Origin of the sequence: Bacillus sp. FSL W8-0629, assembly GCF_038593225.1 — a bacterium.
Lineage (GTDB): Bacteria > Bacillota > Bacilli > Bacillales > Bacillaceae > Bacillus > Bacillus altitudinis.
Genome location: NZ_CP151975.1, coordinates 574,312 through 594,408, shown reverse-complemented (window position 1 = coordinate 594,408; position 20,097 = coordinate 574,312). Strand labels below are relative to the sequence as shown.

Sequence of the window (20,097 nt, the reverse complement as noted above, 5' to 3'; positions counted from 1 at the left end):
TTACATGACATAACTCCAGATCATCGAAATCGCACTATACATAAGCAGCAGCCCCATGACGAACTGGAACGGCCGCTGATAAAGAGTCAAAAAACGCTTGAATACAGAGCCAAATAAACTCCAGCTAAATGTGCCTAAAAAACCAATGATGGCAAGAATCAGCGTCAACAACATGTATTGCATATTGGACTGTCCATACGGCAGAACAAAAGTGGAAATGACGGTTAACCCATACAAAATGGCTTTCGGATTAATAAATTGCAGCAGCATTCCCGGGATAAAATGATTATAGCGGTCTAATGTTTCGTCATCTCCGCCTTTACTTTTCATGATTTTAACAGCCAAATAGATCATGTAACCGGCTCCTATGAAAGCCATGACCCAGCCGATTTTCGGCATGACTTGATAAAGAATGAGATTAAAGAAACCACTCAAACACAAAATGACCAAAAATCCGATCCCAACCCCTAAACAAAATCGAAATGTTTGCTTGACCCCATATTTATTCGTAAAGACCATCGCCATGATATTATTCGGCCCAGGGGTGAAACTGGTAACAAAAGCATAAATCAACATGGAAACAATCAAATCGTTACCTCCTTTTCATACGTTATTTAGACTCAAAAGTCTTTATTGCGTATATTACGTTTCATTGTACTATTCGGTCGTTATAAAGTAAATAAAAGAAAGGAGTTTTTTGATGGAGGATGTACAATCAATTATTGCTAGAAATGTCAAACTGCTAAGAGAGCAAAAGAAATTAAGCCTAGAAAAGATGGCTGAGGTAACAAGTGTGAGTAAAACGATGATTGGGCAAATCGAAAGAGGAGAATCCACACCGACCATCACCACTCTGTGGAAAATCGCCAATGGGTTGAAGGTGTCTTTTAGTGAACTCATATACGCACCGCAACCTGAAATTAAGATCGTGCGAAAAGAAGAAGGACAAGTTTTAACCGAGGATGAGGGAAAGTATCGGGTATATACGACGTTCCCATTTGATGACCTGAGAAAATTTGAAGTCTATCAGGTAGAAATTGATCCTCATGGGTCGTTAAGTGCGGAAGAACATATCGGCGGTACAGAGGAATTGATTACCGTATTTGAGGGAGCACTTGATTTATCGATCGGTGATGAGCAATACACATTACAAGCTGGCGACTCGATTCGGTTTAAAGCTGACCGTGCCCATGAGTATAAACAATCAGGAGAACAGATGGTCAGGCTGCAAATGATTCTTTATTATCCCCATTAAAAAAAGCTGACAGGCTTGTCCACCTGTCAGCTTTACATTTTACATTTAATTAAATCCTGGATCGCGTACAACCGTTCCAGTAAAGGTAACTCTATATTTTCCTAAACCTAACTCTTCAATTGACGATTGATAGAGAATACCGACCCATCCATCCTTTGCATATGTAATACTTGATGGGATGTTTGACGTCGTATATGTTCTCGTTTCCGAGACGGTTCGACTTGCTTGTACCGTTACTTCACTGCTTACTTTCCCCTTCGCTTCTACCGGGACAGCGGTGACACCCGCACCCGTTAAAACAATTGCTCCAACCAAAACAGAAGTTATGACCTTTTTCATACAAAAAATCCCTCCCTTTTTTTGTTGAACATATTAACCATACCATAATTTAGAACTTTCGTAAGTTATTTTTTCATTTTTTTGAAAATTATGATATGATTGTCTTATGCTGGATAGAGGGTGTTACATACTTCTATGCTTTTATCCTCACCTCGTTCTAGTGAAACAATTGATAACGGAGGTGATTTCATGAAAAAATGGCTTATCTGTTTTCAACTTGTTTTCCTCTTCACCTTGACGGCCACACCATTTGCTTCTGCTGCTTCATGCCCTACAGTGAAACCATGTGTTATTGATCCTTAAGCATAAGAAAAAGTCGATCAAGCCTATTCACTTGATCGACTTTTTTGTTATGCTTGCTCTGCTTCCCAGCGGGCAACCTCTTCTCTTACTTTAGGAGCCACTTCTTTTCCAAATAACTCAATAGCTTTCATCACTTGATCATGCGGCATCGAACCGACCGGTACGTGCAACATGAAGCGCGTAATGCCTACATTTTTTCGCAGATGTATCACTTTCTCTGCCACGGCATCTGGATCTCCTACATACAATGCACCTTCTAATGTTCTTGCTGCATCGAATGTAGAACGGGTATAAGGTCCCCAGCCTCGTTCTCTTGCTAATGTATTCATGACATGCTGTGTAGAAGGGAAGAATTGATCTGCTGCCAATTCTGTTTCCTCCGCAACAAATCCATGTGAATGGGATGCCACCGTTAATTTCTCAGGATCATGTCCAGCGTGAATCGCAGCTTGCTTGTAGAGCTGCACTAGCGGTGCGAACTGTCTAGGGCTGCCGCCAATAATGGCAAGGACAAGTGGTAATCCTAATAATCCAGCACGTACGACAGATTCTCTGTTTCCTCCACTGCCAATCCAGATGGGAAGCGGATCTTGAACAGGTCTTGGATATACGCCGACATCCTGAATGGCTGGACGGTGCTTACCGCTCCACGTCACACGCTCTGACTGCTGTAATTTCAACAGTAAATCTAGTTTTTCTTCAAATAATTCTTCATAATCATCTAAGTCATAGCCAAAAAGCGGGAACGATTCAATAAATGATCCACGGCCAGCCATGATCTCTGCACGCCCGTTAGAAAGGCCATCTAATGTCGCAAAATCTTGAAACACACGAACAGGATCTGCCGATGAAAGAACAGTTACGGCACTTGTCAGACGAATATTCTTTGTTTGCGTTGCCGCAGCTGCTAATACGACTGCTGGATTTGATGCGGCAAAATCTTCACGATGATGCTCTCCTACACCAAAAACGTCCAGACCCACTTGATCTGCTAAAATAATTTCTTCTACTACTTCACGAATACGCTGTGCGTGGCTGACTGTTTTTCCTGTTTGAAAATCAGGTGTTGTTTCTACAAATGTACTAATTCCTAGTTCCATGAATGGAACCCCCTATCTTATAAATATGTCACAAATTCAGAGACCGGCTTGCGGTAGCCTCTCGCTTGTCTGCTTTCTACTTTTTCTTTTCCGAGCGTGATCATTAATACAGGAACCAAATCTGATTCGATGTTTAACACCTTTTTCATTGCTTCGGGGTCAAAGCCGATCATCGGGCAAGTATCCCATCCCTTGTTTTTGGCGGCAAGCATAAATAGCATGGCAGATAATGAAGCATTGCGAATCGCCTCTTCTTTCTGAAAGTCTGATCCTCTCTGCACATAAAAACTCATCGTCTCTCTGACCATTTCCTCATATTGTTGCGCATTTAAGATGCCGAGCATTTTTAGGCCTTCATAAATGTTTCCTGCTTGCTCATAAGCTTTCGGATCGCCGAGCACAATGATCGCTGCTGAAGCGGAATGCACCTTATATTGTCCAAATGCAGCATCTCTTACTTGCTCTTTAAGCGCTTCTGATTGGACGACGACATATTGCGTATGCTGTAAATTAAAGGCTGAAGGTGCCAGCTTCACTTCTTCAAAGATACTATTAAGCTCTTCTCTCGAAATCGAGATATTTGGCAAAAAATTTGATGCTGATCGTCTTTCACGTACCAATGTATCAAAGCTGTGCGTCATCTTGTTTCCCCTTTTCGTGAAGTTGTTTTGCACCTAAACCGATTTTTTTCAACCATTCAATGAGCTGCTCTTTTTCCTCTGTTTCGATAAAGGACAGATTTTGTGAAATGACATCTGTATGTTTTGGAAAAATATCGTCAAATAGCTGCTTCCCTTTATCTGTCAGTAATACATGGAATACACGTTTATCAGAAGGTGCACATTGTCTTTTGACTAATTCTTGCTTTTCTAATTTGTTGACCACATAGGTGATGCTCCCACTTGGAATGGATAGAATCTCACTAATTTTTTGAACGGGATGCGGTCCCTTACTATACAGTAATTCAAGAATTTGAAAGTTTTCAAATCCGATATCATAACGTTCAATGTCTTTTTGGATGTTTGCAAAAAGGGCATGGTAGGCTTTCATCCACACTCGGAAAAGCCTTAAGTCTAATTCCTGATCTTGCTTCACCATGGCAACTACTCCTTTTTCAATAAATCCTAAAACTAGGATAAATTTATCCTAACACTAGGATATTTTCTTGTCAACGTGTTTGTTTGATTAAAAAAAGACCCCTTTGATTTAGTGGTCTTCTTTTAACACAAAATGCATTTCAGCAATTTGTTTGTATTGATTCACTTGTTGTAATGAAAATCTAGATTCCTGTTCAGTTGGAGGGAAAAGAGGGATTCCTTTTCCAATCATGACAGGTGCGATTTGGAGATACAGCTCATCGACTAATTTTTCTTTTAATAATGCTTGAAGCAGTTCCCCGCCTCCTACTATCCAGATATGCTGCCCTTTTTCATTTTTTAAGTTGTGGATAAATGAGAGAACATCTTCACGAATGATACGGGTTCCTGTATGACTGTCTTGTAAAGTGCGAGAAACGATATAACATGTCTTGTCTTCATAAGGAAACCCATCAGGTGAGAGCTTTAGAACCTGTTCATATGTGTTCCGTCCCATGATCAGCGTATCAACTGAAGCATAAAATTCCTCATATCTCGTATCCTCTTCGCCCTCTGTTCCTATGAGCCAATCTAAACGGTGATCATCCCTTGCTAAATATCCATCAATGCTCATTGCCCCATAAAATAGTAATTTCCTTTTCAATCTCACCACTCCCCACTTCAATTAAGAACATACATTCTTATCTTAACAGACAGAAAAGAAAAAGAGTATATGATTAATTCGTTTCTTACGATTCCTGTTCTACCTTCATAAGAAGCTTGTACAAGATGTGTGCAAGCTGCCCCGCTTCGACTGTCATCCCTTCATGAATCCATTCCTCCAGTACACCAACAACACCAGACACAACAAATGAGGCCACAATCTGTTCATGCTCCGTAATTTGACGCTGATCAAGCTGCCACTCTTTCATGATTTTTTCTTTAAAAAACGATTTGAATTGATTCGTCGTTGGGCTATTCGGTTTGACAAACAACGTCATCATGAATTGTTTTTCTTTTAAATACTCAGTTGTTTTGTTTAAAAAGGACAGCATATCAAGCGGGTCCTGGCTTGGAAACGATTCATCGTATAGTCCGCCAAGCTGATCGAATAGTTCCTTCTCAAGCCGTTCATGCAAATCAAATACATCTTGGTAGTGCAAATAAAAAGTCCCTCTTCCTAAATCCGCTCTTCTAGATAGCTCTGATACTGTAATTTGCTGAACATCTTTTTCCTTTAAAAGCTCAAGAAAGCTTTCCCGTATCGCCTTTTTGGTTTTGATTGTTCGTCTGTCCTTCATCAAACACCCTCCATTTTTGAACAATCTGGCTATACCTGTCTATTTATGAACAAGAGATCATTCATTGCCGATGTTCGGTTTATTTTCCTCTCATTATAATGAACACATGTTCAATAATCTATATCTGTTCAAAAAAAAGGAGGCCATCATATGTTTCAATTCAGACTTGCTAGAGAGGATGAACTGCCTCAAGTGGCAGCGTTGTTAGATGATTCATTTCAGAACTATTCATTTTTTGATTTATTATGCGAAAAGGTTACCAAGCGTGCTGCTTTCGCCCGTCAGCTGCATTTGATCAATACAAGGGTATATTTTCAGCATCAAATCTGTTTGGTCGGGGTTGAGAACGAGAAAATTGTGTCTGCCGCCCTGTTAAAACATCCCCGTCTTCCTGAACCAGGACTCATGGATTATGTGTTATCTGGTGGGTTAAAGCTGCTCTTTACTGGCGGCATATCGGCGATTCAGCATGTGTTCCGTATGTTAAAGGAGGCAAAAAAAGCGTGTTCTTCCTTAAAGAAACCTTACTGGTATTTAGAAGCACTTGTCGTTGCAAAAGACCAACAAGGAAAAAAACTTGGAAGCCGTATGTTAAAGCAATGTCTTTTCCCCTTTATCGCCCGGCAAGGCGGCGGACTGTTCACACTGATTACACACAACGAGGCCAATCGTCATTTCTATCGAAAAAATGGGTGGACGGAGTTTGATGAGAGAGTACTGCACGGAGAAAACATGTCCCTAGAAAGTTGGAGTTATAAAACCGTGATCAAATAAGGTATCTTCTTCAAGGGATGATATAATAGAAGCAGTTCAAACAATGATCATACTTGGAGGAGAGACTGATGATACGACGACTTGATCATATCGTGTTGACTGTACAACATATGGAGGAAACCATTCGCTTTTATACAAACGTATTAGGAATGAAGGAAGAAACTTTTGGAGAAGGCCGTAAAGCCCTTCGTTTTGGCTTACAAAAGATTAACCTTCATGAAGCGGGTCATGAATTTGAACCAAAAGCTGCTCATCCCCAGCCTGGATCTGCTGACTTGTGTTTTATCACCGATTTAGATATAGACAGTTTATTGCTTCATCTTCGAAAGCAGGTTGTTCCAATTGAAGAAGGCCCGGTCAGACGTTCTGGTGCATTAGGTCCGATTGAATCCATTTATATCCGTGATCCTGATATGAACTTAATTGAAATCTCCCGATATATAGAGGAGGCTGATCCATCATGACTCGATTATTTTTGAGACCGATTGAAGAAAAAGATTATCCTGGTATTCATAGGGGATGCCAGCATGCAGAAACACTTTATATGACTGGCACACGCAAAACGTTCACACTAGAAGAAATTCGTTCAGCCTATACCCGTTTTCTGCTGGATGACAGTAGACGAGACTTTGCTATTTGTCTGCTAGACACGAAAGAAATGATCGGGGATGCGGCGATTGTGGATATTGATCCGATAAACCATACGGCAAGTTTCCGCATTGCGCTGCATGGTCCAGAGCATTTTCACAAAGGGTATGGTACTGAGGCTGTTCGGATGGTTCAAACATTTGCCTTTGAGACGTTAGAACTCAATCGGCTTGAGCTTGAAGTTTTTTCCCATAACCCACGAGCCTTTCGAAGCTATGAGAAAGCCGGATTTCAATATGAAGGAAAAAGACGTCAAGCGCTCTATTTCAACGGTGCTTATTCGGATGTCATCATGATGGGCATCCTTCGTGAGGAATACGATAGAATCAAATCATAAAGATGTCCCAGCCTACGATGGGTCATCTTTTTTAAACAAATGAACCCCTGTAACGATGATCAAACAAATGATAGAAGAGAGAACGATAGAGACGCTTGATATGCTGAGCGCCATCCCTTCCCATCTGCCAATGAAGAAACTCCCGATCAATAAGAGCAATCCAAACAAAGTGATACATATCGGAACAATCAGCCCGGCATGGCGATGCCTGCGTCTTTTTCCTGCCCACCACGAGAGACAGAGTACAATGACAGTAAAAATAGTGGTTTGTAGCCAGAACATATCGCATCAACTCCTTTTCTTTTTTATCCTATGACAACGGAGGTTTTTCCAATGAATATTAGACCGATTCAAAAGCAGGACAATCCTTTTATCGCGGCCATTATCCGCCAGTCATTAGAATCAGCGAATCTTGCGATTGAAGGTACAGCCTACACAGACCCACACCTTGATCAGCTTTTCGAATACTATCAATCATTGACTCATGCAGCCTATTGGATTGCCGAAGAACATGGTGAAATTGTTGGTGGCGTTGGCATTGCCCCTTTCACAGATGGCATTTGTGAGCTGCAAAAGCTTTATTTAAGCCCAAAAGCACAAGGCAAAGGTGCGGGCAAGAAACTGATGGATACGGCCCTGCAATATGCTGCTACATACTACGATGCTTGTTATTTAGAAACCCGCAGTGAATTAACAGCTGCTACTGGTCTTTATCAACGGTATGACTTCTCTCTTCTTCCTGCACCGATTGAAGGCTCAGAGCATTCTGCCATGGATGCTTGGTATCTCAAAACCTTTTCAGCGTGAGGCATAAAATAAGCGATACGTCTTTGTCCACTGAAAACCTAGCTTCTCTGCCAATTTTGCCGAGGTTGCATGATGGACATCGCAATCCCAATGCGGTGTCTTCCCTTTTTCAACACAGATGCTGATCATTTGCTGAGCTGCTAACAAAGCCAACCCTTTTCCACGGCAGGCTTCATCTGTCCAAATATCGATTTCCACACGTTTTTCACTTAAAAAAATAGAGATACATTCACTGACCACATCTTCACCATTTAAGATGGCAACTCCGACGCCATTAGATAAAAAGTGATCTACTCCTCCCCAATATGCTTCATAATAGCTGGATGGGAATACTTTGCTTGCGGCAATGACTTGTTCATTCGTGCGTTTGATCATTTCGTCTTGATCAGGCACAATCAGATCAGGAGAGGTCAAATCATAAGAATACGCATGTCTTTGCATTTCATTCAGTTGGGAACCGAAGCATTTTTTCATCATCTCATCTGATGCTGGATTTGCTGAAAACAAAGTGAACCGTCTGTTCTCTCTTTTCTGCTTTTTATAAACATCCACAATGAACGTTGAACATAATGAGAGTGCTGCTTCTGTCTTGCCTGCGACATAATAAATGCCGGTTGTCGTCCCTGCAAAATAGACACACGGGTGATCTCGGTGATCCACATATAAATCTCCTTGTATCACGCCATCGAGTATCGCATCTACGAACACTGGATAGGCAGGATCAATCTGCCGAATTTCCTCTTTTACCGCTCCTGTCCTTTGTTGATCTACAAGATACAACATCATTCCTCCATTCACGAACGAGTATCTTTTCATTATAAAGGAAAGCCGCAGACACACGGTGAATCTTTGCAACAAAAAGAATTCTTCTGCATCAAAGCAACATTCAATCGCATTCGCTTTCATCTATTGCTATGCTCATTGTGAGAGGAGGTTTATGGATGAAATTTCGTTTGATCTGGAATCAAGAAAAGGATGTGACGGAAGTAGACGTCATCAGCCATCCACATAATCAAGAACGTTTACAAAAGATGGCATCAATACTGGAGACTAGTACATCTCTAACGGTCAAAGATCCAAAAAATGATCGGCAGTCTCTTTTACCATTAGAACAAATTGAAGCGATCTCTGCGCTTGGACATCTGTCAAAGGTGATCACGACTCAGGGTACGACGTATTTTCTCAGTAAACGGCTGAAGGATCTGAAGTCGTTAGAGCGTGAACATTTCTATCGTATCAACAATGCAGTCATTCTCAATTTAGCGCAAGTCGACAGCTTTGTCGCTGGTACGTACGCTCGCTTAGAGGTCGAAACCATCTCGAAAAACAGCTACACCGTCAGTCGTCATTACGCCAAATATATAAAGGAGCGATTCAAATGATCAAGGAACTAAAACATCAATTTATACAAACAGCTTTTGTCTCTATCGTATGGCTGACACTCATCCTGTCAATCACTCAATGGTCATCCTCTATCCCTTTTCATTACGTGTGGCACATCATTGCCATCGGTATTCTGGCAGGCATCGTCTTTGGGGTCATGTATCCTTTACTATGGAACTACTTTACCTTTCCAGCACCCATCAACATTCTCATCTCCACTGTCGTCAATTTAGGGTTTCAAGTAGGAGCCGTCGCTTTATATTCGACTACACTGCTCGAATGGATCATGCCTTATTTTATCGGTATAGCCTTTCTCACATTAGTAGGCCATATCATCGCCTTTCTGTTTTACAAAAAGCAACAAAATCAAAAACTGGCGCAGGCACTGAATCACCTGAAGCCGCAGCCTTAAAAAAAGAGACCTTATTTGAAAGGTCTCTTGTCTATTATTCTGCTGCTAACTCATTCTCTCTAAAAATGAATCACCCCTAATTCCACTGCTGCTTTAATTGCTTCCGCTCTTGAAGTGACCTCCAGCTTTTGATAAATATTTGTTAAATGAGCTTTGACAGTTCTCTCGGAAATCCCCATATCAAATGCAATTTCCTTACTTCGATATCCTCTAGCCACTGCTTGCAAGACAAGCATCTCTTTTTCAGTCAGCATGTTTATTTCTTTTTTCAAATGGGTCGGAGTCACTTGATGCTCTGTTGATTCAAATACTTTAGCAGCGACGTTTGCTTGAAGAAGAATATCCCCTCTGATAGCTGCTTCAATTGTATAAAATAAATTTTCTCTGCTGGCATCCTTTAAAAGATAGCCCTTTGCTCCAAGTTGCAGCCCTTCAATCATTAATTTCTCTTCGTTATAGGTAGTGAGAATCAGGACCGGTACTTTTAATTGAAGAGACTGCATCTCTTTTAACATCTCAAGCCCACTCATGTTAGGCATGTTGAGGTCAAGTAATACAAGGTCTGGAGCCTTCTCTTTCAAGATATCTAAACCCTTTGCTCCATCTTCTGCTTCACCAACAACATCAAATCGTTGATCTGTCTCAAGAATTAATTTTAATCCTTCTCTAACAACAAAATGATCATCGACAATCACAATTTGATAAGACATTGTTTTTACTCCTTTTTCAAAGGTATGGTTACCGTCACTTGTGTACCTTCATTTTTTTCGCTTTTCAAGTGTAGCTGTGCATCAAGCAGTCGGGCACGTTCTGACATACCAATTAGACCGTAATGCCCGGAAGTGGATTCTTGTTTTTTCTCATCAAAACCCACTCCATTGTCTGTGATTTGCAAGGAGATGTGATCATCTTGTTGCTTCATCATCAATTCGACCTTACTTGCTTTGGCATGCTTGGCAATATTCGTCAAACATTCACTGACAATGTATACAGTATGTTCGATGAGGAAAGGGGACACTTGATAAGAGACAGCCACTTTTGTATGAACTGGAATATTCGTCGCCGTCATAAACCGATTCACTTCATCTTTCACAGAATCAGCTAAGTCATATTGATCCTGGCTGTATGTTCGAAGGTCGTCAATGACCAATCTCGCCTCACCTAATGTCGTCCGCGCATGGCTCATTGAACCTTTAATAATGCTTTGAGCACGCTCAACATTCTGATTCTCTAAATGGGCATGGACCGCTTCTAGCTGCATAATAATACCTGCCAGCCCTTGTGCAAGGGTATCATGTAAATCTCTCGCCATTCTTTGACGCTCATTTGCAAGTGTCAGCTCTTCCACTTGTTGATGTGCCAATTCAAGTTCCTTTAAAAATGTTTGTGTACGAATTCTAGCTTTGACTTGTCTAAAAAATAAAATGGAGTATGCGATGACTACAATCAGAATCAAAAACAAAATAGGAATGTATACGGTCAAATCATCTGTATCATTGACCAAAATAAGGGCAAGAAAAAAAAGAACATAAAAACTAAGCCCTGTCAAAATCACCTTCAATGTATGATAATATACCCCAATACTTTGCGCTATTAGTACCGGTAACAGACCAATTAAGATCACAGGGGAAGCCGCCTGCATGACTGAAACACAAAGTAGAATCACTATTCCTTGAATCAGAAAATATACCCATGGATTCTGCCGAAACCAGTAAAATGACCACCAATGCAGAATCAGATGTATGGCAATAAGTGCAGAAAAAAACAGGCCAGAAAGTGCTAATGGGGTGGTTATAAACTGAAATATCATTGCTGCAATATAAACAAGAATGACCCATAATAATGTTGGAATTCGCGAATAGATCATTTCATTAAAAGGGTCTACCCGTCGTTTCGCCATAAATATCACCATCCGAGCCTCATATTCACTCAAAAAATACCGCCCACCCTTTATCGAGGTAATGGCGGTATCATCAATCATACCATGTAAGACTATCAGTGACTAAATCACCTTCTCTTCTTTCTCATCCTTCTGAGAAATAGACTCACCTTCAATGTCTATACGTGGAAGCCAGCTTTCAAACCATTTGGGTAAGTACCAAGCAGCTCGTCCGATCAGCATCATACAAGCTGGGATAAAAGTCATTCTTATGACAAATGCATCAAACAGAACACCGAATGCCAAAGTTAACCCCATTGTTTTGATAATCAAGTCATCTGCAAAGATAAAACTAGCAAAGACGAAGATCATGATTAAGCCTGCGGCAGTCACTACTCTCCCACTATGCTTCAAACCTGATACAACGGACTTTTTCGCATCACCTGATAGAAGGAAATCTTCTCTCATTCGACTGACTAAAAAGACCTCATAATCCATTGCAAGACCAAATAATATTCCTGTTACTAGTACAGGCATAAAGTTTAACAATGGGCCATTTGCTGGTATTCCAAACAATGGCGCAAGGTGTCCATCCTGTAAAACAAAGACAGAAAAACCTAGTGTAGCGGTCAATGTCATAAGGAATCCTAAAACCGCTTTTAATGGAACAAGGAATGACCTAAACACAAGAATCATCAAAATCAAAGCAAATCCAATAATGACTCCTGCAAATTTCGGTAACGCTTCACTGAGTCTATCTGAAATATCTATATTAACTGCCGTAGAACCAGTAACAAGTAATTTCGTATCATACTTTGCAGCAGTCTGACTAGATTCATTTCGTATATCTTTGACTAATTGCTTTGTCGCCTTATCTTCCGGACCGCTTTTCGGTAAGATGGTCAGCATGGCGTACTTACCCGATGGATTAGGAACAGGCGGTGCCATTTGTTTGATGCCATCCATCTTCTCTAATACTTTTGTTGTTTTCTCAATAGATTTCATTGCGTTATTTGCATGGGAGGCATCAATGATAACAACCAGTGGCCCATTAAACCCTTTACCAAATCCTTCTGCTAACAGGTCATAGCCCTTACGTTCAGTTGTTTCCTTCCCCTTCATGCCGTTATCAGGAAGACCCAACTCCATATGAAGTGCTGGCCAACTGAGTAGACCAGTCAATACAATGACACCTAGGATGATCTTACCTGGATACTTCTTGATAAACCTTCCCCAAGCTGTAGCTTCTTCTTTTTGTTGAGATTGTAATTTAGAGAACCATTTATTCTTTCTTGAAGGGCTTACTTTATCACCAAGAATCCCTAGTATGGCAGGAACAATTGTGAGAGACACAAGCATAACTGATAGTACCATGAATGCAGCTACAAGACCCATAACGCCTAAAAATGGTATACCGACTAATACAAGTCCGCATAGTGCAATTACGACGGTAACACCTGCAAACAATACAGCGCTGCCTGCTGTAGCAACAGCTCTAGCTGCTGCTTCTTTCAATTCGTAACCCTCTGCTAATAACTGTCGATAACGAGAAATGATAAATAATGCATAATCAATTCCTACTGCAAGTCCAATCATCACAGCTAATGTAAGACTAAATGCAGACATCTCAACAAAATTTGAGGTAATTAATATGACCATCACGCCGATTATTAACCCAATGACAGCCGTCAAGATCGGTAGTCCTGCAATCAATAGTGAAGCGAAGGTAAAGGCTAAAATAAAGAAGGCCATGACAATACCTATGACTTCCGAAATCCCGCCTACCTCAATTTCTGAGAATGTGACGGAGCCGCCTAATTCTGTTTGGATGCCAGCCTTTCTTGAAATCTTAATACTATCTAATACTTTCTCTTTTGAGGATGTTTTTACCTCATCCGCCTTTACCCGGTATGTAATATCCGCATACCCTATTTTCTTATCCTTACTAATAGCAAATGTCTGATATAAATCCGTCACTTGCTTGACTGCTTTATCTTTTTTGACTTCTTTGATCGTTTCGTTCAATTTGTTTCTTACTTTTTTTGTTTCTAATGTTTCACCCTTAGGTGCTTTAAAGATCAGACGAATCGTCCCGCCATCATCACCTGCTGGGAACTTTTTCTCCAAGAGATCCATTGCCTTTTCTGACTTTGTTCCTGGAATCGACATATCGCCATTAAATGAAACTCCTGTCCCTATTGTTGCCGCCACAACAGCTACTAAAACAAGTAACCAACCGATAATCATCCGTTTCGGCTTAGAAAATGCACTTTTTCCTAAATGATATAAAAATTTTGCCATTCACTTACTCCTTTTTCTTCAACTTCGTGAACTTGATCTCTTTATTCTAAGCAATGAGATGGTCGATTGAAATTGTACTTTCGGGCAAGAAGCATTGTACTTTTAGGCAACAAAAAAAGGGCATCTTCTTAAGATCCCCTTTAAAACGTTTATGAAGCGACTGTTTTTCGCCTCGTTCTGTTGATTTTACCGACAAACATATAGCCATATTTATAATGATTTGCTATCCGTGACAATAGGATAGGTCCAGCAATTGCAAGTGCTGATGTTATGATTGTCCCTACAAAGAATGGATAATCTTTTAATTGTCCCCATAGTAACACAGAGATACCTAGAAAATACCCGTGAAGCAAATAGATGGTGAATGAATATTGACTAATGACAGCTACGAAAGGTGGAACGCTTTTCACTTTAGAAAACAAGAGAAAACATAAGAAGACAATACTGACTGTATAAAGAACAACGTCTGGCCTCTTAGAAGAAGACTCGAAAAAGCCTACATATGAATTGCTTAAAAGGGTCGCTGCTGAAATCAAAACAAGTCCATACACGGCATACTTAAAACGATGAAGTCTTGTGATAAACTGCTGATAATTCGCTCCGCAATAATAGGCTAAACAAAAATAGAACAACCACCCTGGAAATGGAATCCATTCTAAGCCGAACATTGGATTAGGTAATTGAGGTTGTGGGATTTTGACGAGGTTCATGACACTTAAATAACCAACTGTGATGATAAAGGAGATCGGCAATACCCATTTGGCTGAGGTACGCTTAGCCATTTTGTGAAAAAACATGTGCAAAAAGTAAAATTGAAAAATAATCAGAACAAAATAACCAATATAATTCCCCAATAAGACATTTGCTGAAGCTCTTTTAAAAAAGTCAGCTGCCCCTCCATTTAACGATGCCGAATGCAAAAAACCATCGACAATCCCAATAAAAGCAAATGGGAAAAAGATGGCTTTCACCCTCTTCCACATAAACCCTTTAGGGGTACCATTCGGATAAGCATGAGCCAATAAAAACTCAGAAATGAAAATAAAACTCGGGGTACTGAACATGAGTAGTGCTACAAGAATAGATGATGAATGAGAGCTAGATAAAATGGCTATTGCATGAATGAGCACAACACTCAAACACGAGATACACCGAATATAAAAAATCTCTTTAATTTGCATTGAACATCCTCCTGCATTTTGGTAAAACATGTATTAGATTAACATGTATAACACCTTATCAACAGGGACCTTGTGATTATTTTTCAATCATCTATCCAAAAGGAACAAAAAAAAGAGCCCTAGTTAGAGCCCCTAATCTAATCAGATTCAACCGTCGCCTTCCCCTTCCAAATAAGGGTTAAGCCCAATCCAAGAAATAAGACAACACCTGCAAACAGGAAAGGGAAATGAATATTTTGATCGAATAAAATGCCGCCAAGTGCCGGGCCAAAGATCGTACCAAGACTTGTGTAGGTAGAGTTCATCCCTGCGACGAACCCTTGCTGATTGCCAGCGATTTTTGATAAGAAGGTCGTGAGTGCAGGGCGCAATAAATCGAACGCAAGGAAAATCACACACGTCACGATCAGCACAACCATAAAGCCTGACACGACTGTGGAAACAAAAGCGAGAACTGCTCCAACAATCAAGCATAGTTGAATAACTCGTTTCTCCCCAAGCGCATTCACCATTTTACCAAACACGAGGACTTGGATGATGACGGCTACAATTGAACTGACGGTAATGATAATCGCAATATCCTTCGGACCAAATCCAAACTTGTGATTTGTAAACAAGCTAAAGACCGTTTCATATGCAGATAGTCCAAACGCCAGCACAAAGACAATGATGAAGGCGATGAGATAGCTTGGATGAATCGATTTTTTCAAGTCTTTAAAGAAGCTCGATTCCTTCACTTGATCCATTTGTTTCTCTCGCTCTTCTTTTGTTAATGGTTCCTTCAGCATAAACATAGACGAAATCACAGCAATAAATGCAATCCCTGCTGCAAAGAAAAACGGCAGGCGAACGCCATATTCTGCAATAAATCCGCCAATTCCCGGGCCAATGATAAATCCGGTACTAATAGCAGCGGATACATACCCCATTGCCTTTGATCTTTCTTGAACGGTTGTGATATCGGCGACATAAGCGGTGACAGCCGGCATGATAAATGCTGCACTAATGCCGCCAAGAACCCTTGCAAAATACAGAACATATACGTGTGTTCCTAAGCCAAAAACGAGTTCTGATAACGCGAATAGAAACAGACCAGACACAATCATGATCTTTCTTCCGTATCGGTCTACCCATCTTCCCGCAACAGGTGATGCGATAAGCTGTGCAACAGCAAACGCTGCCACAAGATATCCCATCGTACTGCCCGTTAAATGCATGACATTCATAAAGAGCGGCATGACAGGTATAATCAGACCGATACCTAAAAACGCAATAAATATATTACTTAATAAAATAACAAGTACCGCTTTTTGCTCACGAATCGGTTTTTGCATGATGTTTGTTTCCCCTTTACTGACTCACTTGTTACTCATGATGGTTAATTCCGTGAATAAACAATGAGATCGCCTCTTTTTGTAATTCCTTTTTCTGCTGCATCGTGTCATTTTTATATAACACGTCTAATCCATAGAATACGGAAAGTAATATTTTCACTTTTGATTCAACATGCTGAATCGACCAGCTGCCATCTTCGTTTCCTTCAAGCAGGATGTCTCGCATTACATCATCAAAGTCTACATCAATCTTGTTCAGCCGCTCCATGACTTCATCTGATGTAAATGCACTGGCACAAAATTCTTCACTCGCTCTCATTAAAGGATAGTTAATCCCCATTTGACTAAGCAGCTCTGCAAACCCTGCAAGCTTATCAATGGCCCGATGCAGCGTTTGTTTCTCTTCATGCCACGTCTCCATCATGAATCGATGATCCTCTTCCATAATATGAAGGAACAAAAACTCTTTTCCTTTAAAATGATGATAGAGGTTGCCTTTACTAATCTCAGCCGCCTCTAGAATATCTCGCACGGATGTTTCGGAATATCCTTTTTTCGCAAATAAATCACGTGAAGCGGTGACAATCTTCTGCTTCGTCTTTTCACTTTTTCCAGCCCCGCTTTGTGTACTTGTCATCTATGAACAATCCCTTCTACCTTGCTTTTCTTCACACGGACAAATAAAACCGACCAGTTGGTTTATTTTTTTATTATAAATGGAGATCGCCCATAATACAATGAAAAAGTCATCGACTTCCTAAGGAGTGAATCTCAGTGAAAACAAACAAAACGATCATTTATGCCATCACCAAAAAGGACGTATACTTGTTTTTCTTCTATGATCTATTCATTGCCACCTCAGCCTACTACATGTTCAAAATCAAACCAACTATGTTTTATGAATGCTTAGGGATAACAGGAAGTATTCTTTGTCCATTGTTGATGAGAAAGTGGAGGTAGAGGTCATTTTCTCATCAGTCTATCCTCCTTTTATTTAATTTTTCTTAACATTTAACTTCACTTAAATATTAAGATCACATATAATATAGGAGAAAAGAGGTGATGTCATTGGATGAGGATATCATTCATTACAGCAAAAAAATCATTGAGTACTCAAACGCACTAGGCTCTATCTATGTAGAAGAGTATCAACGATTCTTGAAAAATGAGTATGCAGATTTAACAAGCAAACAAGAACTGACACTTGAATTGCTGCGGTCGAAGACGAGAACAATCAATGAACTAGCTGATTATTTCTCCATTTCATCTAGTGCCGCTAGCCAGCTCATATCAAAGCTTGAACAGCTTGGATATGTGAAAAGAGAGATTAATCCACATAACCGTAGAGAAATCATTGTTGATTTTGCTCAAAAGGGCCATGACTATCATAAAGATATTGAAAAAATTCAGCTACATCTTATTCAAAAATACTATGCCAAGCTTTCAAAAGAAGATCTAAAAACATTATTATCGCTTTACGAAAAAATCTATCAAATTGCGAAAGAAACGCCTTAACCCGGCCTTTCATGCATGAATATGTAAGCTAGATAAACGATGAAGGGGATGATCATATGGACAGGATTCATTTGCAAGATGGACGTCATATTGGTTTGTCTCAATACGGTGATCTTGAAGGATTCCCAGTATTCTTTTTTCATGGGACACCTGGATCGAGAGTGATGTTTTTAGATGATGATCCAATCTCAAAAGAGCTTGGCATTCGTCTCATTTCTTTAGACAGACCTGGTTTTGGTTTATCTGATCCGCAACCTGACCGCACCATTTTAGACTGGGCAAAAGACGTACAGGAAGTGGCCGATCATCTTGACATCTCCCATTTTTCAGTGATTGGTGTCTCTGGAGGTGGGGCATTCGCTGCTGGTTGTGCCTATCAATTGCCAGATCGCATTCTTTCGGTTGCTCTCGTCTCAAGTACCACCCCATTTCAGGATGGTAAACCGCCTAAAAGTATGCTAAAGGAGAACAAGATTGCCTTTTTCCTCAGTAAAAGAATGCCTTGGCTCTTAAAGGCAAGTTATCGCGCTCAGAAAAAACTAATTGAAAAGAAACCAGAGAAATTCAAGAAACTAACGAAAAAAGGGAACAAACATTTACATCCATCGGATCGGCAATTTCTTCAAACCGATGAGCAACTGGAGCTGATGATGATGCATTTATACGAAGCTACTCGTCAATCGGTTGATGAATGTATTCATGAACCAGATTTACTCTCACGGTCATGGGCATTCGATATGAAAGATATACAAATCCCTGTGGATGTCTGGCATGGAAAAGAGGATCAGATGGCCCCTTTTGCAGAGATAGAAAGCATTGCTCCGAACATTCCAAACGCCAAAACGCACTATATCGAGCAAGCAGGACATTTTCTTACTGATATAGATGATGTTTGGAGAGACATTTTACTCTCTTTAAAAAAACGGGCTGAACATCAGGTACACATATAAAAAAAGACCCAATGATACGTCGGGTCTTTTTCTTTTTAATACTGCTCGTAATAGGATTGAATTTTATCTGGATCTTTTGTTTTCGTCAGAGCCAGCATGAGTAGAATGCGGGCTTTTTGTGGATTTAATGAATCCGATGAGACAAAATGATGTTCATCATCCATTTTTTCATGTGTGACAATGCCATTTCCTGCACGGCTTGACCTCACGATCACCACGTCTTTCTTCACTGCATCTGTTGCCCCATTGATCGCTTCTGTTGACATCGTTCCATTTCCTGCGGCGGCAACGACAATGCCTTTCGCTCCTGCTTTAACCGCAGCATCATACACATACTTTTGATCATTTTGATAGCCGTATAAGATATCCACTTGCGGTAGCTCTTTTAGCTTTGAAATATCGAATTCACTGTCAGCTGTATGTTTTCTTGTCGGTTCGTTATAAAAAGAGACAACTTCACCCGCCACTTCTCCAATGTACCCTTGCTCAAGAGATTTGAACGAATCGGTTGTGGTGGTATTTGTCTTCGTAATAAAACGAGCAGAGGCAATTCGGTCATTTAATGTCACCATTACACCTTTGCCTTTGGCTTCTTTTGTCGAAGCAATTTTCACTGCATGATACAGGTTAAGCGGGCCATCCGCACTAATGGCAGATGCTGGCCTCATGGAACCCACGACCACCACTGGCTTATCACTTTTTACAACCAAATGTAAAAAATAGGCCGTTTCTTCTAAAGTATCTGTACCATGTGTCACCACAATGCCATCCACTTGATCATCATTTAAAAGCTGATTGACTCGTTTCGCTAATTTTAAAAGAAGAGCGTTATCCACATTTTCACTGCCGACGTTCGCTACTTGCTCACCCGTGACATTTGCAATATCCTTCAGCTGTGGTACGGAAGCAATGACTTTATCGATTCCAAGTGCACCAGACTTATATCCAGTCGTATCTGTATTACTATCTGAACTACCGGCAATCGTTCCGCCTGTTGCCAGCACCTTAATATTGGATAAAGATTTGTTCCCTGTCTCAACAGCCGTGTTTTTTTCTTTTGTTTCACTGGTAGTGCTTTCTTGATTACTTTGATTATTCTCTTGAGTGCTATCATTCGCACAAGCTGCGGTCACCAATAGTGAAACAGAAAGAAGGGTAGCACCAAACCATTTTGTTACGTTCATAAGATCATCTCTTTTCTT

At 40.4% G+C, this 20,097-nt stretch carries 26 protein-coding genes; 10 read left to right on the top strand and 16 right to left on the bottom strand.

What is annotated here, in order from left to right:
- Positions 1–588, bottom strand: coding sequence for a LysE family transporter (locus tag NSQ17_RS02980; protein ID WP_039170191.1), 588 nt, complete (start codon positions 586–588; stop codon positions 1–3).
- 112 nt (positions 589–700) lie between these two features.
- Between NSQ17_RS02980 and NSQ17_RS02975 the strand changes: the two genes are divergently transcribed.
- Positions 701–1,255 carry an XRE family transcriptional regulator gene (locus NSQ17_RS02975; protein WP_058336358.1) on the top strand — a complete coding sequence of 185 codons (555 nt, stop codon included), beginning with the start codon at positions 701–703 and terminating at the stop codon, positions 1,253–1,255.
- 45 nt (positions 1,256–1,300) lie between these two features.
- Here the strand turns inward: NSQ17_RS02975 and NSQ17_RS02970 are convergent, their stop codons facing one another.
- The 6 genes from NSQ17_RS02970 to NSQ17_RS02945 form a co-directional block, all read right to left on the bottom strand.
- Positions 1,301–1,594, bottom strand: coding sequence for a hypothetical protein (locus tag NSQ17_RS02970; RefSeq protein WP_024719163.1), 294 nt, complete (start codon positions 1,592–1,594; stop codon positions 1,301–1,303).
- 350 nt (positions 1,595–1,944) lie between these two features.
- Positions 1,945–2,997 (bottom strand): LLM class flavin-dependent oxidoreductase, encoded by a 1,053-nt coding sequence (locus NSQ17_RS02965; protein ID WP_268432502.1) that lies wholly within the window; start codon positions 2,995–2,997, stop codon positions 1,945–1,947.
- A 17-nt stretch (positions 2,998–3,014) separates the two neighbouring features.
- On the bottom strand, positions 3,015–3,638 hold the full coding sequence (locus NSQ17_RS02960; RefSeq protein WP_039170198.1) for a nitroreductase family protein: 624 nt from the start codon (positions 3,636–3,638) through the stop codon (positions 3,015–3,017).
- On the bottom strand, positions 3,622–4,095 hold the full coding sequence (locus tag NSQ17_RS02955) for a MarR family transcriptional regulator (protein WP_135010021.1): 474 nt from the start codon (positions 4,093–4,095) through the stop codon (positions 3,622–3,624). Before NSQ17_RS02955 ends, NSQ17_RS02960 begins: the two co-directional genes overlap by 17 nt.
- 108 nt (positions 4,096–4,203) lie before the next feature.
- Positions 4,204–4,743 (bottom strand): dihydrofolate reductase family protein, encoded by a 540-nt coding sequence (locus tag NSQ17_RS02950; RefSeq protein ID WP_024719166.1) that lies wholly within the window; start codon positions 4,741–4,743, stop codon positions 4,204–4,206.
- A gap of 79 nt (positions 4,744–4,822) precedes the next feature.
- A complete protein-coding gene (locus tag NSQ17_RS02945) occupies positions 4,823–5,374 on the bottom strand; it encodes a TetR/AcrR family transcriptional regulator (protein ID WP_144680353.1) in 552 nt (183 codons plus the stop codon).
- Positions 5,375–5,524: 150 nt separating this feature from the next.
- On the opposite strand from NSQ17_RS02945, the gene NSQ17_RS02940 reads away from it, so the two are divergent.
- The 3 genes from NSQ17_RS02940 (at position 5,525) to NSQ17_RS02930 (ending at position 7,133) form a co-directional block, all read left to right on the top strand.
- On the top strand, positions 5,525–6,148 hold the full coding sequence (locus NSQ17_RS02940; RefSeq protein ID WP_135010023.1) for a GNAT family N-acetyltransferase: 624 nt from the start codon (positions 5,525–5,527) through the stop codon (positions 6,146–6,148).
- 68 nt (positions 6,149–6,216) lie between these two features.
- Positions 6,217–6,612, top strand: coding sequence for a VOC family protein (locus NSQ17_RS02935; protein WP_008346708.1), 396 nt, complete (start codon positions 6,217–6,219; stop codon positions 6,610–6,612).
- Complete coding sequence (locus NSQ17_RS02930) at positions 6,609–7,133, top strand: GNAT family protein (protein ID WP_024719169.1); 525 nt, start codon at positions 6,609–6,611, stop codon at positions 7,131–7,133. The genes NSQ17_RS02935 and NSQ17_RS02930 overlap by 4 nt, the downstream gene beginning before the upstream one ends.
- Positions 7,134–7,145: 12 nt before the next feature.
- Here the strand turns inward: NSQ17_RS02930 and NSQ17_RS02925 are convergent, their stop codons facing one another.
- On the bottom strand, positions 7,146–7,415 hold the full coding sequence (locus NSQ17_RS02925; RefSeq protein ID WP_100325770.1) for a YesK-like family protein: 270 nt from the start codon (positions 7,413–7,415) through the stop codon (positions 7,146–7,148).
- A gap of 51 nt (positions 7,416–7,466) precedes the next feature.
- Here NSQ17_RS02925 and NSQ17_RS02920 point away from each other — a divergent pair, with 51 nt between their 5' ends.
- The gene (locus NSQ17_RS02920; RefSeq protein WP_008346715.1) at positions 7,467–7,940 is read left to right on the top strand and encodes a GNAT family N-acetyltransferase; all 474 of its coding nucleotides are present in this window, start codon (positions 7,467–7,469) and stop codon (positions 7,938–7,940) included.
- Here NSQ17_RS02920 and NSQ17_RS02915 read toward each other — a convergent pair.
- Entirely contained in the window at positions 7,932–8,720 is a 789-nt protein-coding gene (locus NSQ17_RS02915) for a GNAT family N-acetyltransferase (RefSeq protein ID WP_342468080.1), read from the bottom strand. The genes NSQ17_RS02920 and NSQ17_RS02915 overlap by 9 nt on opposite strands.
- 161 nt (positions 8,721–8,881) lie before the next feature.
- Here NSQ17_RS02915 and NSQ17_RS02910 point away from each other — a divergent pair, with 161 nt between their 5' ends.
- Both NSQ17_RS02910 and NSQ17_RS02905 read left to right on the top strand, forming a co-directional pair.
- On the top strand, positions 8,882–9,322 hold the full coding sequence (locus NSQ17_RS02910; RefSeq protein ID WP_342467835.1) for a LytTR family DNA-binding domain-containing protein: 441 nt from the start codon (positions 8,882–8,884) through the stop codon (positions 9,320–9,322).
- Positions 9,319–9,735, top strand: a complete 417-nt coding sequence (locus tag NSQ17_RS02905; RefSeq protein ID WP_342467834.1) for a hypothetical protein — start codon at positions 9,319–9,321, stop codon at positions 9,733–9,735. The genes NSQ17_RS02910 and NSQ17_RS02905 overlap by 4 nt, the downstream gene beginning before the upstream one ends.
- A 59-nt stretch (positions 9,736–9,794) precedes the next feature.
- On the opposite strand, the gene NSQ17_RS02900 is transcribed toward NSQ17_RS02905, so the two are convergent.
- The 6 genes from NSQ17_RS02900 to NSQ17_RS02875 form a co-directional block, all read right to left on the bottom strand.
- Positions 9,795–10,445 carry a response regulator transcription factor gene (locus NSQ17_RS02900; protein WP_017358441.1) on the bottom strand — a complete coding sequence of 217 codons (651 nt, stop codon included), beginning with the start codon at positions 10,443–10,445 and terminating at the stop codon, positions 9,795–9,797.
- Between the two features lie 5 nt (positions 10,446–10,450).
- The gene (locus tag NSQ17_RS02895; protein WP_072368474.1) at positions 10,451–11,635 is read right to left on the bottom strand and encodes a sensor histidine kinase; all 1,185 of its coding nucleotides are present in this window, start codon (positions 11,633–11,635) and stop codon (positions 10,451–10,453) included.
- Between the two features lie 102 nt (positions 11,636–11,737).
- Positions 11,738–13,915: an MMPL family transporter gene (locus tag NSQ17_RS02890; RefSeq protein WP_342467833.1), complete on the bottom strand. Its 2,178-nt coding sequence runs from the start codon at positions 13,913–13,915 to the stop codon at positions 11,738–11,740.
- A gap of 149 nt (positions 13,916–14,064) precedes the next feature.
- Positions 14,065–15,096, bottom strand: a complete 1,032-nt coding sequence (locus NSQ17_RS02885; protein WP_096881057.1) for an acyltransferase family protein — start codon at positions 15,094–15,096, stop codon at positions 14,065–14,067.
- Positions 15,097–15,233: 137 nt separating this feature from the next.
- A complete protein-coding gene (locus tag NSQ17_RS02880; RefSeq protein WP_135010031.1) occupies positions 15,234–16,430 on the bottom strand; it encodes an MFS transporter in 1,197 nt (398 codons plus the stop codon).
- A gap of 31 nt (positions 16,431–16,461) precedes the next feature.
- Positions 16,462–17,067 carry a TetR/AcrR family transcriptional regulator gene (locus tag NSQ17_RS02875; RefSeq protein ID WP_007496429.1) on the bottom strand — a complete coding sequence of 202 codons (606 nt, stop codon included), beginning with the start codon at positions 17,065–17,067 and terminating at the stop codon, positions 16,462–16,464.
- Positions 17,068–17,204: 137 nt separating this feature from the next.
- Between NSQ17_RS02875 and NSQ17_RS02870 the strand changes: the two genes are divergently transcribed.
- The 3 genes from NSQ17_RS02870 (at position 17,205) to NSQ17_RS02860 (ending at position 18,895) form a co-directional block, all read left to right on the top strand.
- Positions 17,205–17,390, top strand: coding sequence for a hypothetical protein (locus NSQ17_RS02870; protein WP_342467832.1), 186 nt, complete (start codon positions 17,205–17,207; stop codon positions 17,388–17,390).
- 102 nt (positions 17,391–17,492) lie between these two features.
- Positions 17,493–17,945, top strand: a complete 453-nt coding sequence (locus NSQ17_RS02865; RefSeq protein WP_019743356.1) for a MarR family transcriptional regulator — start codon at positions 17,493–17,495, stop codon at positions 17,943–17,945.
- A 56-nt stretch (positions 17,946–18,001) separates the two neighbouring features.
- Positions 18,002–18,895, top strand: a complete 894-nt coding sequence (locus tag NSQ17_RS02860) for an alpha/beta hydrolase (protein WP_342467831.1) — start codon at positions 18,002–18,004, stop codon at positions 18,893–18,895.
- A gap of 35 nt (positions 18,896–18,930) precedes the next feature.
- On the opposite strand, the gene NSQ17_RS02855 is transcribed toward NSQ17_RS02860, so the two are convergent.
- Entirely contained in the window at positions 18,931–20,079 is a 1,149-nt protein-coding gene (locus NSQ17_RS02855; protein WP_024719179.1) for a type II asparaginase, read from the bottom strand.
- Positions 20,080–20,097 lie beyond the last annotated feature (18 nt).

Bases quoted from the DNA above. Each gene is read 5' to 3' on its own strand.
- NSQ17_RS02925 (WP_100325770.1), bottom strand. From the start codon at position 7,415: ATGTTCTGGCTACAAACCACTATTTTTACTGTCATTGTACTCTGTCTC.
- NSQ17_RS02855 (WP_024719179.1), bottom strand. From the start codon at position 20,079: ATGAACGTAACAAAATGGTTTGGTGCTACCCTTCTTTCTGTTTCACTA.
- NSQ17_RS02865 (WP_019743356.1), top strand. From the start codon at position 17,493: ATGTCATTGGATGAGGATATCATTCATTACAGCAAAAAAATCATTGAG.
- NSQ17_RS02920 (WP_008346715.1), top strand. From the start codon at position 7,467: ATGAATATTAGACCGATTCAAAAGCAGGACAATCCTTTTATCGCGGCC.
- NSQ17_RS02970 (WP_024719163.1), bottom strand. From the start codon at position 1,594: ATGAAAAAGGTCATAACTTCTGTTTTGGTTGGAGCAATTGTTTTAACG.
- NSQ17_RS02905 (WP_342467834.1), top strand. From the start codon at position 9,319: ATGATCAAGGAACTAAAACATCAATTTATACAAACAGCTTTTGTCTCT.
- NSQ17_RS02965 (WP_268432502.1), bottom strand. From the start codon at position 2,997: ATGGAACTAGGAATTAGTACATTTGTAGAAACAACACCTGATTTTCAA.
- NSQ17_RS02900 (WP_017358441.1), bottom strand. From the start codon at position 10,445: ATGTCTTATCAAATTGTGATTGTCGATGATCATTTTGTTGTTAGAGAA.
- NSQ17_RS02960 (WP_039170198.1), bottom strand. From the start codon at position 3,638: ATGACGCACAGCTTTGATACATTGGTACGTGAAAGACGATCAGCATCA.
- NSQ17_RS02885 (WP_096881057.1), bottom strand. From the start codon at position 15,096: ATGCAAATTAAAGAGATTTTTTATATTCGGTGTATCTCGTGTTTGAGT.
- NSQ17_RS02895 (WP_072368474.1), bottom strand. From the start codon at position 11,635: ATGGCGAAACGACGGGTAGACCCTTTTAATGAAATGATCTATTCGCGA.
- NSQ17_RS02875 (WP_007496429.1), bottom strand. From the start codon at position 17,067: ATGACAAGTACACAAAGCGGGGCTGGAAAAAGTGAAAAGACGAAGCAG.
- NSQ17_RS02955 (WP_135010021.1), bottom strand. From the start codon at position 4,095: ATGGTGAAGCAAGATCAGGAATTAGACTTAAGGCTTTTCCGAGTGTGG.
- NSQ17_RS02890 (WP_342467833.1), bottom strand. From the start codon at position 13,915: ATGGCAAAATTTTTATATCATTTAGGAAAAAGTGCATTTTCTAAGCCG.
- NSQ17_RS02945 (WP_144680353.1), bottom strand. From the start codon at position 5,374: ATGAAGGACAGACGAACAATCAAAACCAAAAAGGCGATACGGGAAAGC.
- NSQ17_RS02860 (WP_342467831.1), top strand. From the start codon at position 18,002: ATGGACAGGATTCATTTGCAAGATGGACGTCATATTGGTTTGTCTCAA.
- NSQ17_RS02910 (WP_342467835.1), top strand. From the start codon at position 8,882: ATGAAATTTCGTTTGATCTGGAATCAAGAAAAGGATGTGACGGAAGTA.
- NSQ17_RS02975 (WP_058336358.1), top strand. From the start codon at position 701: ATGGAGGATGTACAATCAATTATTGCTAGAAATGTCAAACTGCTAAGA.
- NSQ17_RS02880 (WP_135010031.1), bottom strand. From the start codon at position 16,430: ATGCAAAAACCGATTCGTGAGCAAAAAGCGGTACTTGTTATTTTATTA.
- NSQ17_RS02930 (WP_024719169.1), top strand. From the start codon at position 6,609: ATGACTCGATTATTTTTGAGACCGATTGAAGAAAAAGATTATCCTGGT.
- NSQ17_RS02935 (WP_008346708.1), top strand. From the start codon at position 6,217: ATGATACGACGACTTGATCATATCGTGTTGACTGTACAACATATGGAG.
- NSQ17_RS02940 (WP_135010023.1), top strand. From the start codon at position 5,525: ATGTTTCAATTCAGACTTGCTAGAGAGGATGAACTGCCTCAAGTGGCA.